The sequence below is a fragment of the Gluconobacter oxydans DSM 3504 genome (genome assembly GCF_000583855.1).
Taxonomy (GTDB): domain Bacteria; phylum Pseudomonadota; class Alphaproteobacteria; order Acetobacterales; family Acetobacteraceae; genus Gluconobacter; species Gluconobacter oxydans.
Window position 1 is genome coordinate 178,642 of sequence record NZ_CP004373.1, and the last position, 13,296, is coordinate 191,937.

Genomic DNA, 13,296 nt, shown 5'->3' on the forward strand with positions numbered 1-13,296 from the left:
CATCGTGCAGGCATGGGCGACGAGAGACCCGGAAAACTGCCTCTCTTTCAAAGATACACTGCATCATGTCGGAATCGACCTGGTGCCTGGAAAGCGTCCAGGGGCCTGGGTCGCGTCAGTTGAGGGTGTAGAGGTCACGGCTCTGCATCGGCTCCTGAAAATCCCAGCGCAGGAGGTATCGGCAGAAATGACACAGGCACGGAAATCACCAGCGTGGACCAGAGCCCAGGGCGGATATGAGGCTCTCAGCCCTCAGAACCAGAAGCGGGCCGAAGGGGCGTTTCGGGCCTTCGAGGTCATTTACCAGAAGCGCCACGGGACCGAATACCCATATGGGCTTTCTGAGTACGTTTCGTGGGTACAGGAGCAGGAAGCGCAGCGTCAGCGTCAGCAGGCCATCCTTGAGACGCCCTCGGCATCACGCAGGCCCAGGGCCTTCAGTGATACCGACCGGCCAGCTCCTACCCCGGAGACACCAGCAGCACAGGCCGTTCCATCACGACCGAAATCGCTACCTCTCCCGGACGACAAGGACGCCCTTCGTCGCGTCATCGGTGAATCCCCATGGTCAGACGCAAACCGGGACCCTGCCCGTATCGCTGACGAGTACCGCAGGCGGGTGCAATCGGTCCGGGAGAAGGCCGAAAAACGCCTGGAAACCGCCGAAAAAGCTATCGAGAGGACAGCTCCACGGGACGAGATTGCGGAGGGCAAGGCCATCGAGAAGCTGGCGGACATCGCCGCCGGGCTGGCTCTCAAGCTCATCAATACTGTCCTGAAAGTGCTGGGAATCCCAGAAATCCCCCACCCGAATTTCGGTGGTCCTCGGGTTGTCGGTCAGCTTCCTGGCAACCCGAAGGAGCACGAAGCTGCCCATCAGGAAGCCGAGAAGTTGAAGGAATATATCGGCAACCTTCCTGATGACAACGCCATCACGCAGAAAGGGGAGCGGGTCGCCCTGGCCCGCCAGGCGGAACACGATGGCTGGCTTGACCAAACGGCCCCGGCACGTCTCAAGCTCACGGAAATCGAGGCAAGAGAGAAAGCCGAACGGGAAGAAGCGGAACGCCGTGCCCGTGTCGAAGAAGCCCGCCAGGCGCAGGCCCTGGCAGCGAAGGAGCGTGTGGAGATTGATGCGCCCGAGTTGGGGCCAGAGGTCCATTTGGATGACGAAATCGAGCGCCTGAAGTTCTGATTTATTGAAACAAAATGTGACAGTAAGGGCCGCCATTCGTCATGAACTGGTGGCCCTTTTTCATGAAGCGCCATCACACGTCATGGGTGCCATCATGAATTGATGAGCGCCTCATAAACGGCTGTTTTCTGCCGGTTATTGCGTGTTTTCTCATTCCGTGATTCTGTGTTTCCAGCTTAACAGAAGGAGATTGAGTGATGGTGGATGTGGTGATTTGGGTGGGAACACCAGGAGCGGAAACGGCAGGAGTTCGGGACATTGACGATGGGCCGCTTGTCGATGCCCTGGCCCGATGCAGGAGCATGACGGACCACATCATCATTGAAAGGATGGCCGGGATGCTGGACATGCCCGCATGTGCGCTGTCAGTTCACCGGATGGATGGCGTGCTTGCCCTGGGCGTTGGGCTGGAGGTCATTTAGTAATCCCAGCCCTCTTGGCCATCAGAGCGCGCTCACGTTCTCTGATGGCAGCGGCCCTGTTCTCGGGCTTCTCATTGTCATATCGGGCCAGGACCGTGAGCGTTTTGTGTCCCGTTGTTTTGCTCAGGTCCATCGCATCAAGATGAACATATCGCAGTCGTGTGATAGCGACGTGCCGCAGGTCATGGAAAGTCAGCCGGGGCATCCCCGTGCGGCGGACGGCCTCTTTCATGGCTTTGACATAGTGATAGGCAACCTGGTCGATTGTAAATCCGCCGTCAGCCACTGGGAGGTCAGGATGGCCGAACACATAGCCACCTCTCTCTGCCGACAGGTGGCCCAGGGCGTGTCTCATTTCGCTGATGGTCCGTCGCCCGGCTTCCGTAACTGCAACGTCACGCGGTTCGCTGTTCTTCGTCTCGGGCAAGTGAATCCCCCAGTCATGAACATCTTCCCAACGGACGCGCCGGATTTCCCCTTGGCGCATCGCGGTCTCGATAGCCAGCTTGACGACCCACAGGAGCCATGCCGGGCGTCCAGGCTCCCGGCATACTTCCAAGAGGGCGGTCTCATGCTCGGCTGTTAGATATGCGGACCGAGGGGGCTTCGGCGTCGGGCGCCTGACCCCAGTGCAAGGGTTCGTGAGATTGTAACCCCACTCTGTGACTGCCGTCTTGAACACCGCAGAGAGTGAATTCATTGGGTTGCTGATGGTCGATGGAGCCCTGCCAGCCCTGACCCGCTCATTTCTCCACTTGGCGATGTGACGGGGCGTGATAGATGCAACGGGGAGCCGTGCTAGGTCGCTCCTGAGCCAGGCTTTGACCACATTGGTCTCCTGTTTGGCCCCTTTTTTTTTGGGCGTCTCTTCCTCAAGGTACCGTTCGAGTAGCACTGACAGAGGAGTATCTTGTTCATGGCGGCGGTCTGCGTACCTGCCCCCGGTCATCTCGGCTTTCACGCGAGCCTCTTCCCGCTCAGCTTCTTCGTATGTGCTGTATGTCTGAGCGAACGAGTGGCCCTTGCGTCGGAGCCTGACGAGCCACTGACCTGGCCCTCGCTTTGTGATGCTCACCTTGTGTCAATCCTGCCCCATTCCAAAACCGTTGGAAAAAGCCATTGCCACAGATTGCCACAAATAATCAGGGGTATTTTTCGGAGGACTGCTCAGGAATGGGAGTTTTTGGCGGAGAGGGTGGGATTCGAACCCACGGTACCCGCGAAGGCACAACGGTTTTCGAGACCGCCCCAATCGACCACTCTGGCACCTCTCCGTACGGCTCTGCTTTTGCGCTGAACCTGATCGACGGAGGGGCTTATGACGGGGTTTTTCGGACATTGCAAGAGGGCCAGAGGCTGTTCCTGAGAGAAAGATGCTCTGGAAAGGGTTTTTTCGCCGTTTCTGATTGACTGGAAGCCTTCGTATCTGTATCGACCGCGGCTGTTCCGTGTTCCAATTCTGATTGGGCAGCATGGAGCCAACGACAAAAAGCGACTGGGTCGCGCCAGATCGGGTCAACCCGGCAAAAGCGGCCACGAGATCGGAACAGAGAGAGTTTCCAGAATGTACGCAGTCATCCGCACCGGCGGCAAGCAGTATCGCGTTGCTCCCGAGAGCATCCTCAAGGTCGAGAAGCTCGAAGCTGAAGCCGGCAGCACCATCACCTTCACCGACGTCCTGATGGTTGGCGGCGAAGGCACCCTGACCGTTGGCGCACCGCTGGTCGCTGGCGCAACCGTGACGGCAACCGTGGTTGCTCAGGATCGTCTGCCGAAGGTGATCATCTTCAAGAAGCGTCGCCGTCAGAACAGCCGCCGCAAGAACGGCCACCGCCAGCCGGTGACCGTCCTGCGCATCAACGCGATCAACGCGGCCTGATCGGCCCGACACTCCAGGTAAGGATAAACAGCCATGGCACAAAAAAAGGCAGGCGGTTCGAGCCGTAACGGACGCGACAGTGCAGGTCGTCGTCTGGGCGTGAAGAAGTTCGGTGGCGAAAGCGTCATCGCAGGCAACATCATCGTCCGCCAGCGCGGCACGAAGATGAAGGCTGGCGCCAATGTCGGTATCGGCCGCGACCACACGCTGTTCGCTCTCGTGGACGGTCATGTGAAGTTCCAGCGCCGCGCAGAAGGCCGTGTCCACGTTTCCGTGGCACTGCCGGAAGCTGCTGAATAAGCAGCCCGCGTTTTCCAGCGCGAGCGGAAGGGGCCGGTCCTGTTCGGGACCGGCCTTTTTGCGTATAAAGCGCCCCTCACCTTTTCTTGCGGACAATACGATGAAGTTTCTCGACCAGGCCAAGATCTATGTACGTTCCGGTGACGGTGGGGACGGCGTGATCGCATTCCGGCGCGAGAAATACATCGAGTTCGGCGGGCCGGACGGCGGTGATGGCGGCCGTGGTGGTGACATCATTTTCCGCGCGGTTCCCGGCCTGAACACGCTGATCGATTTCCGCTACACGCAGCATTTCAAGGCCCGCAAGGGCGGCAATGGCGCAGGTTCCAACCGGACCGGTGCCGCTGCGGCCAATGTCACCATCAACGTGCCGGTCGGCACGCAGATCTTTGACGAAGACCGTGAGACCCTGCTGGCCGATCTCGACGCCGAGGGCAAGGAAGTCCTGCTGTGCCGCGGTGGCGATGGCGGCCTTGGCAACACCCATTTCAAGAGCAGCACCAACCGTGCGCCACGCCGGGCCGACAAGGGCTGGCCGGGCGAAGAGCGCTGGGTGTGGCTGCGTCTGAAGCTGATCGCTGATATCGGCCTCGTGGGTCTGCCCAATGCAGGCAAGTCCACCCTCCTCTCCGTCGCGTCCCGGGCACGTCCCAAGATTGCCGATTATCCGTTCACGACCCTGCATCCGCAGCTCGGCGTGGTGCGGCTGAACAATACGGAAGAGTTCGTGATCGCCGATATTCCCGGCCTGATCGAAGGGGCCAGCGAAGGCGCTGGTCTTGGGGACCGCTTCCTCGGGCATGTGGAGCGTTGCGCGACACTGCTGCATCTGATCGACGGCACGGAAAGCCAGATCGTCAAGCACTGGCGCCTGATCCGCAAGGAGCTTGAGGCCTATGATCCCGAGCTGGCGGCCAAGCCAGAAATCATCGTCCTGAACAAGTGCGATTCCCTGACACCAACCCAGCGTTCCGCCAAGAAGCGGGCTCTGGCAAAGGCTTCTGGCGCGGAAGTGATGATGTTGTCCGGCGCGACACAGGAAGGCCTGCCCGAACTGCTCCGGCTGCTTCAGGATCGCGTGACCGCTGCCAAAAAGGATCGGCAGGGATGACCGCTCCGGCTTCTGCTCCTCGTCTGGCGCAGGCCCGCCGGATCGTCATCAAGATCGGAAGTGCGCTTCTGGTCGATTCCGCGAACGCAAGCCTTCGTCTTGAATGGCTGCAGAGCGTCTGTGCGGATATTGCCGACCTGCGTTCCCGGGGCGCGGAAGTCATCGTCGTGTCCTCGGGCGCGATTTCCCTGGCGCGACATCGCCTCGGCCTGACATCCCGCCGCCTGCGGCTGGACGAAAAGCAGGCCATGGCCAGTGTCGGCCAGATCGGACTGGCACAGGGCTGGAGCGCGGCCCTCGCCGGCCATGATCTGGTCGCCGCCCAGCTTCTGCTGACCCCGGACGATACGGAAAACCGTGAGCGCCACCTCAACGCGCGCGCCACGCTTCAGACCCTGCTCGATCTGGGCTGTGTTCCCGTCATCAACGAAAACGATGCCATCGCGACCGGCGAGATCCGCTTCGGCGACAATGACCGCCTGGGCGCCCGTGTGGCCCAGATGACCGGAGCCGACTGTCTGGTCCTGCTGTCCGACATCGACGGGCTTTATACGGCGGACCCGCGACAGGATCCGTCCGCGCGGCATATTCCCGTTGTCGAACAGATGACGGACGAGATCATGGCGATGGGGGGCGAACCGCCGCCGGGTTATTCCTCTGGCGGAATGCGCACGAAGCTCCTTGCGGCCCGGATTGCGACGCGCGCGGGTGCAAACATGGTGATCGCGGCCGGCCAGGAGCATCATCCGCTCCGCAGGCTGCAGAATGGCGGTCTGTGCACATGGTTCATGGCGCAGACCGATGCCGGCTCCGCCCGCAAGCGCTGGATCGGTGGCAGCCTTCAGCCCAAGGGGACACTTACGATCGATGCCGGCGCCCGTCGTGCTCTTGAAGAGGGCGCGTCTCTCCTGCCAGCAGGCGTGACCGGCCTTGAGGGCAGCTTTGGGCGCGGCGATCTGGTACTCATCCGTGATGCTGACGGAAGCATTATCGGGCGCGGTCTGATTGCTTATGATTCCGAAGAGAGCCAGAAGCTGATCGGCCATCGCTCCGGCGAGATGGAACAGCTTCTGGGATATCGCGGACGTGATGCCCTGATCCATCGGGATGATCTGGCGCTCGATCTTCCCTGACGGGTCGGCCCTGCGCGCCGCTGGCTAGTCTCTGGGCGGCCAGCGGAGCTTGGGCTCCGAGCGGGGCCGGTAGGCGTCTTCCTCGACGACCGGTCTGTTGCCCTGTTTCCTGTCCATGCTGCGACCAAGGGGCTGGCGACCCGTCGTCGAAACATCCTTTTCCCATGGCGCCCGGGCCCAGGCGCGTTCGGAGACGTCGGACATCTCCGCCCGCAGGGCGGATTGGGAGGACTGACCGCGACGCGGCAGGGTTTCGGGATCCCCTGCTCCCGGCCCATCCTCATAGGACGGCAGATCGGAACGCAGGCTTCGCACCGGCATGAGATAATCCTCATCCGGCAGGGTCGGGGCTGAATGAGCCGCACGCGGTTCAACAGCCGCAACGGTCTGTCTGTCGGGTCCGGCAGGCAGACTGTCAGGCCGTGTCGAAACGGCCAGCCGCATGTTGAGCGCCCGCAGTTCCGCCCGCAGTTCCGCGATCTGGAACTCCAGTTCCTGCAACCGCGGCTTGGTACCGAAGACGGCGAAGGGCATGCAGAGCAGCGCCAGCGCAAACAGGGCGGCCACCACGGCCAGGCACCCGAAGGCCCAGCCCGGCAGCCATGAAAAATCAGACATCATAAGGAGGCCTGGTCCAGTCTGAAGGTGGCGCGTTCGGGTATCCGGAGGCCGGAATTACATGTCCCGCAATTACATACCAAGGGCACGGCGATAGATATCAAGCAGGGTCTCCTGCTCCTCGATCTCGGCCGGCTCCTGCTTGCGCAGACGGATGATCTGCTTGATGACTTTTACGTCAAATCCGGCGGACTTGGCTTCGGAAAAAATATCCTTGATGTCCCCGGCCAGAGCCTTGCGCTCCTCTTCCAGACGCTCGACGCGCTCGATGATGGAGCGCAGACGGTCCGCAGCGATCCCGCCTGTGGCAGCGCCTTCGCTTTTGCTTTCTGCATCCATGTCCGGTTTCCTTCCTGAGGCGTAAGTCTTGGCTGTATTTTCCGGCGCTGCACGAACACAGCATCCGCCGCGCGGCTTATCGTGATGAGGGCCGGACGGTCAACGGAATTATGTGCACGTTTCATGAACGCGTGAAGATGACGAAGCTTTTCTCCCGAGGTCGTGCAGGGCCCGTCCCTTGACAGGAAGGGCCCTGACAGGGAACTAGACGGTGCCTGAAAAGGCCTGAACCCTAACCCTTTTTTCCCGGTCTGCGGGTTCGAGAGGTCAGAGAGTCTTCCATGGAACATTTCCAGCAGGTCGAGCCTTTCGACTATGTCATCTTCGGCGCCACTGGCGATCTCACGATGCGCAAGCTGCTGCCCGCGCTCTACAACCGCCTTCGGATGGGCCAGATTCCGGATGATGCGTGCATCATCGGAGCCGCCCGTACGGAGCTGGACCGGGAGGCCTATGTCGCGCGGGCCCGAGACGCCCTTGAGCGGTTTCTTCCCTCAGACATCCTGAGCCCGGGGCTGGTCGAGCGTTTCCTCGCCCGTCTCGATTACGTGACGCTGGACAGCAGCCGCGAGGGCCCGCAGTGGGACGCCCTGAAGTCCCTGCTGGCCAAGGCACAGCCTGACCGGGTGCGCGTCTATTATTTCGCAACCGCACCGCAGCTTTACGGCAGCATCTGCGAGAACCTGAACCGCTACGGGCTGATCACCCCCACGTCGCGGGTCGTTCTCGAAAAGCCGATCGGCACGAACATGGCCACCGCCACCGCCATCAATGACGGGGTGGGCCAGTATTTTCCGGAAAAGCAGATCTACCGGATCGATCATTATCTCGGGAAAGAGACGGTCCAGAACGTTCTCGCCCTGCGTTTTGCAAACCCGCTCATGAACGCTGCCTGGTCCGGCGAGCATATCGAGAGCGTGCAGATCACGGCGGTCGAGACCGTGGGCGTCGAAGGTCGCGCGGCCTATTACGACACGTCCGGCGCGCTTCGCGACATGATCCAGAACCACCTGCTCCAGGTGCTGTGTCTGGTCGCGATGGAAGCCCCCGATTCCCTTGAGGCCGATGCCGTCCGCAACGCCAAGCTGGCCGTCCTGAACGCCCTGCGCCCCATCACGGATGCCACAGCCGCCACCGAGACGGTGCGTGCGCAGTACACGGCAGGCGTGGTCGATGGCGAGAATGTTCCGGGTTATCTTGAAGAGCTCGGCAAGCCCAGCGCGACGGAAACCTATGCCGCAATCCGCGCCTGGGTGGACACGCCGCGCTGGAAGAACGTGCCGTTCTACATCCGCACGGCCAAGCGTTCCGGCAAGAAGGTCAGCGAGATCGTCGCGACGTTCCGCCCGGCTGCGACCACCATGTTCGGCGCCACCCCGGCCAGCAACAGGCTGGTCCTGCGCATCCAGCCCAATGAAGGCGTGGACCTGCGTCTGAACGTCAAGAACCCTGCGCTGGATGTCTTCAACCTGCGGACGGCGGATCTTGATACCTCCATCCGCATGGAAGGGGGCCTTCCCTTCCCGGATTCCTATGAGCGGCTTCTTCTGGATGCCGTACGGGGTGATCCGGTGCTGTTCATCCGCCGTGACGAGGTCGAGGCCGCATGGCGCTGGGCCGAGCCCATCCTCGAAGCCTGGAAGCATGACAAGGCGCCCATGCAGACCTACAGTGCGGGTTCCTATGGGCCGGAACAGGCGACACAACTGCTCGCCAGCCATGGCGACACCTGGCATGAAGCGTCGGAGTAACCGCATTTGAGCGACGATAAAAGCGCAACACCCCGCCTGGGCCGCACTCCAGGCCGGGGCACGCGCCGGCAGCCCCGCAGCTTCAAACAGCTCCTGCTGCGTCGGCTTCTGGTCGTCATCCCGGCTTTTCTGCTGATGTTCATCGCGGTCCGGACCGGCCTGCTGGACATGTCCTATGACAAGATCACGTTCAGCAAGCTGAGCTGGTTCGACAACACGGCCCTGGTGGAGCATCTCCGCCTGGCGGTCGTGAGAGACAACCTGACGGACCTGCCGCGCAACTGCCTCGTTTTCGTGGTCAACGGCAATGCGGCGGACAATACGCCGACGATGGATGTCCTGGGACGGCACGGTAATGGCTGCCCCGGCACGACACCTTCGGCGGACAAGCTGTTCAGCCTGAAGATCAACCGCTCGGAGCGGACCGTGCAGACAGATGCGGGAACGCCCGGCGCGTTCCACGACCTGCCTCTTTAAGACACTTCAAGAAGGCGGAGCCTGTCAGCAGGCTCCGCCGTTTTTCTGTGCAAAGACTTCGCGCAGGAACATCCCCCCTTCCCGCAACGCCTGACGTCCGTCCCGGAACAGCGCATAGCCATTCAGGAAACCATGAATCATGCGCGGAAAGTTCTTCAGCCGAACCGGCACGCCTGCCTCATCGAGGCACCGGGCATAGAGTTCGCCCTCTCCCCTGAGCGGATCAAAACCCGCGGTCACGATCATGGCCGGCGGAAGGTCCTGGAAGTCCTCCGCCAGAAGGGGCGAAAATGCCGGATCGAAAAGCTGCTCGGGGCTGCGCAGCGTCTGGCCGCAATACCAGTACAGAAGTTCCGCACTCAGCATGTAGCCCTCGGCATAGGCCTGACGTGAAGGCGGAACGAACGGACCGCTCAGAGCCGGGTAATAAAGAAGCTGTGCGCTCAGGGGGCGAAGACCCTTTTCCCGCACCCATTGCGTGAGCGCCGCGGACATGTTGCCCCCTGCACTGTCTCCCGCAACCGCGACTGGCACATCCTCGTCAACGGTCCGGAAAATCCAGTCCAGCGCCGCCTTGGCATCCTCCAGCCCTGCCGGAAAGCGGTGCTCGGGCGCGAGACGGTAATCCAGCGAAACCACCATCGCGCCGGACGCAGCCGCAAGACGGCAGCAGATCCCGTGATGGGAGACCAGATCGCAATGAACGAATCCGCCACCGTGCAGAAAGAGAACGACCCCCCGGACTTTTCCGCGCGGCCGGTAAAGGCGCGCGGTGCGGAAGCCATCGGCTCCGGGCACACGGATCTCACGCCATCGGCGGATCCGCAGCGAGGACAGGGCCACAGGAAAACTCGGGCGCCCCGTGACACGCCGGATCTGCTTCAGGATCGGTGCGGCGGGTGGCGCGGCGGGAATGGGCGGGATCTCGTCCAGGGCGATCATACGCGGCGTAACGCCACGTCTGCGGCTCTGCCAGGCCAGCCAGGACAGGAAGATCCGTAATGTCAGGGTCGGGCGCATTTCACCATTATGCCGGGGTCACGCCCAAAAGTCTGCCCTTGACCCCGCAGGCGTCCCGGAGCAGTGTCTGCGCCGCCAGACGGCTGGACGATCGCTGTGTGTGCGATGAGGATCGCATACAGGGAGGAAAGTCCGGGCTCCATGGGAAGACGGTACCGGTTAATTGCCGGCGGGGGCGACCCCAGGGACAGTGCCACAGAAAACAGACCGCCCGCCGGACTGTGCCTCATGCGTTCATTCGCGGGGGAACATGTTGCGGGTAAGGGCGAAACGGTGCGGCAAGAGCGCACCGCATCTCCGGCAACGGCGATGGTCATGGTAAACCCTACCGGGAGCAAGACCGAATAGGAACGGCAGGTTTCCGCAAGGAAACCGGGGGTTTCTCGCCCCGTCGTTCGGGTTGGTTGCGTGAGGCCTGCAGCAATGCAGGTCCCAGAGGAATGATCGTCCCGCCTTCGGGCGGACAGAACCCGGCTTACAGGCCGTCTGGCACCCTTTGGAAAAATCTGTTCTTCCCAGTAATTGTTCCCCTTCCCGAAGAAGAACAAAAACAGAACAAATAACGGCAGGTATAGATCCGCCTGTGCGATTATCCCTGATAATCCCTAACAAAAAGCAAAAAATTCCGTCACATTTCAGATTTTGAAAATGTCGCAGTTTTCTGCGGTTTTCGGACGATATCTGTTTGACGTCCCATGAAATCCCATGATATCCCAGTCAAGACCAAGCCAAATAACCAGCAACCGCATGACCGGTTCTGACGCAGGAAGGAGGCACATCATCCATGAGCATGTTCCTCGGCACGCATCAGAACCGTTTCGATGCCAAGGGACGTGTCTCCATTCCCGCATCTTTCCGCGCCGCCCTGAAATCACAGGCCCAGCCGGGAGATCCACTGGTCATCCTGCGTCCGTCCCATCTCCATCCCTGCATCGAAGGCTGGACAGTCGGCGCTTTCGCGTCACTTGCGACACCGCTCGACGAATACGATCCCTTTTCGGAAGATCATGAAGATCTGGCCGCCAGCCTCTATGCGGACGCCTATCCGCTGGACAGCGACAAGGAAGGCCGCATCATTCTTCCCGAAAACCTGCGCACCCACGCAGCCCTGACCGACGAAGTCTCCTTCATGGGGCTTGGCCGCACATTCCAGATCTGGAACCCCGAAGCTGCGGCAGAACGGCGTCAGGCCGCCCGCAGCCGTGCCAGAACCCTCGCAACCAGCCGCCGCCCCGCCAGCGCGCCAGCCGCCGGCAACACAGCGGGAGCAGCGGAATGAACGCGATCACCCTGGTCCATTCCGGCCATGTTCCGGTCATGCTGCACGAGGTTCTCGAAGCGCTCTCCCCGCGCGCTGGCGGACGCTATCTGGACGGCACGTTCGGTGGCGGCGGCTATGCCCGCGCCATCCTGAATGCGGCCGACTGCACACTTGATGCGATCGACCGCGACCCTGCCGCCATCGAGCGCGGAAACGCCATGGCCGTTCAGGCCAACGGACGGCTTCGGATGCATCAAGGCACGTTCGGCGACATGGAAACCCTTGTCGGAGCAGAAGGACCGTTCGACGGCATCGTTCTGGATCTGGGCGTCTCGTCCTTTCAGATCGACCAGGCCGAGCGTGGTTTCTCGTTCCGCAATGACGGCCCGCTGGACATGCGGATGGGCTCGGATGGCCCCTCGGCGGCTGATCTGGTCAATACGTGCAAGGAAGCGGAGCTCGCGGACATCCTTTACCGCTACGGCGAGGAAAAGCTCTCCCGCCGCATTGCGCGCGCCATCGTGGCTGCCCGCGCCGAGGCCCCGATCACGACGACCGGCCAGCTCGCGCATATCATCCGCTGCTGCGTCCCCCGCGACCGCGCCAATATCGATCCGGCCACCCGCAGCTTCCAGGGGCTGCGGATTGCCGTGAACGACGAGCTGGGCGAACTGGAGCGGGCGCTGGAAGCCGCGCCGCGCCTTCTGGCTCCCGGCGGCATTTTCGTTGTCGTAACATTCCATTCCCTGGAAGATCGCCTGGCGAAACGTGCCATGGCCGTCCTTGCAGGCCGGACGGGAAATCCTTCCCGTTACGAACCGGCGCCGCTCCGTCAGGAAGCACCGGCTTTTTCCCTTCTTTATTCCCGTCCCCTCTCCGCCACGGATGAGGAATCCCGGGAAAACCCCCGCGCCCGCAGCGCCCGCCTGCGTGCCCTGGTTCGCAACCCCGCCCCCAAGATGCCCGTCTCAGGAATGCCCTCATGATCCGGCCCTTCACCGTCGCCTGCGCTGTCCTCGCCGCAGGATCCGGCCTGTTTCTCTATACCAAGAAGCATGAGACCACGGTTCTGGACCAGAAGATCACCAAGATCGTGCAGGAGACGCAGCGCGTGCGCGGCCAGACCGCCATGCTGCGCACGGAATGGGCCCTGCTGAACCAGCCGGACCGCCTGAAAACCCTGGCGGCCCGCTTTGTTCCCGCCCTGCATCCGATGGAGCCGGACCAGTTCATCCGTATGGCCTCGCTCGAAGCACGCCTTCCCGCTCCGGGCTCGAAGGCGCAGCCGGCCGATCCGCGCGAGGGACTGCATGAGGTCGTGAACCGCGCTGCCGAAGCCGCTCACCTGCCCCTGCCCGCTCCGCAGGCTGTCGTACATGCTCCTGCCCCCGCCCAGCCGACGCCGGCTCCGCGTCCGGTGGCTGTCGCCATGGCATCACATCCCGCTGCGGCACCGAAGCCGGCCGCCGCCCCTGCGCATGTCTCCCATGCCCGCAGCGCGGATATGCAGATCGCGTCTGCTGCGCCGCGCACAGTTTCGGGGCCGGTTCACGCCCATGCCGACAGCGCGCCCAGTGTCCGGCTGGTCAACTATCGTGAGAGCCACCCTGCCCCGCTCATGGTTGCCGCCTGGCACCCCCAGACCGTGCATGTCAGCCACAGCGCAGCCTCGACCCGCGTGGCCGAAGAACAGCCCCGCACGCATCACACACAACTTTCCGCTCTGGGAAATGCGAATGACGCATTGCCCGCGCCGGTGCCGTTGGCTAACTGAAAGCCTTCTCATCGTT

The 13,296-nt window shown here is 62.1% G+C and carries 15 protein-coding genes, 1 tRNA gene and 1 other RNA gene; 12 read left to right on the forward strand and 5 right to left on the reverse strand.

Annotated features, from left to right (window positions below):
- The first annotated feature begins 187 nt into the window (after positions 1-187).
- Together GLS_RS13475 and GLS_RS00815 are read left to right on the forward strand one after the other, a co-directional pair.
- Entirely contained in the window at positions 188-1,195 is a 1,008-nt protein-coding gene (locus GLS_RS13475) for a hypothetical protein (protein WP_226986601.1), read from the forward strand.
- A gap of 197 nt (positions 1,196-1,392) precedes the next feature.
- Positions 1,393-1,617, forward strand: a complete 225-nt coding sequence (locus GLS_RS00815; protein WP_041110581.1) for a hypothetical protein — start codon at positions 1,393-1,395, stop codon at positions 1,615-1,617.
- Here the strand turns inward: GLS_RS00815 and GLS_RS00820 are convergent.
- Both GLS_RS00820 and GLS_RS00825 read right to left on the reverse strand, forming a co-directional pair.
- Complete coding sequence (locus GLS_RS00820; protein ID WP_041110582.1) at positions 1,610-2,692, reverse strand: tyrosine-type recombinase/integrase; 1,083 nt, start codon at positions 2,690-2,692, stop codon at positions 1,610-1,612. The two genes, GLS_RS00815 and GLS_RS00820, sit on opposite strands and share 8 nt — an antisense overlap.
- Positions 2,693-2,801: 109 nt before the next feature.
- A tRNA-Ser gene (locus tag GLS_RS00825) sits at positions 2,802-2,891 on the reverse strand.
- Positions 2,892-3,181: 290 nt separating this feature from the next.
- On the opposite strand from GLS_RS00825, the gene rplU reads away from it, so the two are divergent.
- The 4 genes from rplU (at position 3,182) to proB (ending at position 6,040) form a co-directional block, all read left to right on the forward strand.
- Positions 3,182-3,496: a 50S ribosomal protein L21 gene (gene rplU, locus GLS_RS00830; protein ID WP_011251736.1), complete on the forward strand. Its 315-nt coding sequence runs from the start codon at positions 3,182-3,184 to the stop codon at positions 3,494-3,496.
- 33 nt (positions 3,497-3,529) lie between these two features.
- Positions 3,530-3,796: a 50S ribosomal protein L27 gene (gene rpmA, locus GLS_RS00835; RefSeq protein WP_008851550.1), complete on the forward strand. Its 267-nt coding sequence runs from the start codon at positions 3,530-3,532 to the stop codon at positions 3,794-3,796.
- 100 nt (positions 3,797-3,896) lie between these two features.
- A complete protein-coding gene (obgE, locus tag GLS_RS00840; RefSeq protein WP_041110586.1) occupies positions 3,897-4,907 on the forward strand; it encodes a GTPase ObgE in 1,011 nt (336 codons plus the stop codon).
- On the forward strand, positions 4,904-6,040 hold the full coding sequence (gene proB / locus GLS_RS00845; RefSeq protein WP_041110588.1) for a glutamate 5-kinase: 1,137 nt from the start codon (positions 4,904-4,906) through the stop codon (positions 6,038-6,040). The genes obgE and proB overlap by 4 nt, the downstream gene beginning before the upstream one ends.
- A 24-nt stretch (positions 6,041-6,064) precedes the next feature.
- On the opposite strand, the gene GLS_RS00850 is transcribed toward proB, so the two are convergent.
- Positions 6,065-6,661, reverse strand: coding sequence for a hypothetical protein (locus tag GLS_RS00850; protein WP_041110590.1), 597 nt, complete (start codon positions 6,659-6,661; stop codon positions 6,065-6,067).
- 69 nt (positions 6,662-6,730) lie between these two features.
- On the reverse strand, positions 6,731-6,997 hold the full coding sequence (locus GLS_RS00855; RefSeq protein ID WP_011251740.1) for a DUF2312 domain-containing protein: 267 nt from the start codon (positions 6,995-6,997) through the stop codon (positions 6,731-6,733).
- Between the two features lie 281 nt (positions 6,998-7,278).
- On the opposite strand from GLS_RS00855, the gene zwf reads away from it, so the two are divergent.
- Complete coding sequence (gene zwf, locus GLS_RS00860; protein ID WP_041110593.1) at positions 7,279-8,748, forward strand: glucose-6-phosphate dehydrogenase; 1,470 nt, start codon at positions 7,279-7,281, stop codon at positions 8,746-8,748.
- A 6-nt stretch (positions 8,749-8,754) separates the two neighbouring features.
- Positions 8,755-9,225 carry a hypothetical protein gene (locus GLS_RS00865; protein WP_011251742.1) on the forward strand — a complete coding sequence of 157 codons (471 nt, stop codon included), beginning with the start codon at positions 8,755-8,757 and terminating at the stop codon, positions 9,223-9,225.
- A 24-nt stretch (positions 9,226-9,249) separates the two neighbouring features.
- Here GLS_RS00865 and GLS_RS00870 read toward each other — a convergent pair whose 3' ends face one another.
- Positions 9,250-10,245, reverse strand: a complete 996-nt coding sequence (locus GLS_RS00870) for an alpha/beta hydrolase (protein WP_041110595.1) — start codon at positions 10,243-10,245, stop codon at positions 9,250-9,252.
- A gap of 75 nt (positions 10,246-10,320) precedes the next feature.
- On the opposite strand from GLS_RS00870, the gene rnpB reads away from it, so the two are divergent.
- The 4 genes from rnpB to ftsL all read left to right on the forward strand — a co-directional run bounded on the left by rnpB (position 10,321) and on the right by ftsL (position 13,280).
- Positions 10,321-10,739, forward strand: an RNA gene (gene rnpB, locus GLS_RS13015) — RNase P RNA component class A.
- 290 nt (positions 10,740-11,029) lie between these two features.
- The gene (gene mraZ, locus GLS_RS00875) at positions 11,030-11,524 is read left to right on the forward strand and encodes a division/cell wall cluster transcriptional repressor MraZ (protein ID WP_011251745.1); all 495 of its coding nucleotides are present in this window, start codon (positions 11,030-11,032) and stop codon (positions 11,522-11,524) included.
- Complete coding sequence (gene rsmH / locus GLS_RS00880) at positions 11,521-12,492, forward strand: 16S rRNA (cytosine(1402)-N(4))-methyltransferase RsmH (RefSeq protein ID WP_041110596.1); 972 nt, start codon at positions 11,521-11,523, stop codon at positions 12,490-12,492. Before mraZ ends, rsmH begins: the two co-directional genes overlap by 4 nt.
- On the forward strand, positions 12,489-13,280 hold the full coding sequence (gene ftsL / locus GLS_RS00885) for a cell division protein FtsL (protein WP_041110597.1): 792 nt from the start codon (positions 12,489-12,491) through the stop codon (positions 13,278-13,280). The genes rsmH and ftsL overlap by 4 nt, the downstream gene beginning before the upstream one ends.
- Positions 13,281-13,296 lie beyond the last annotated feature (16 nt).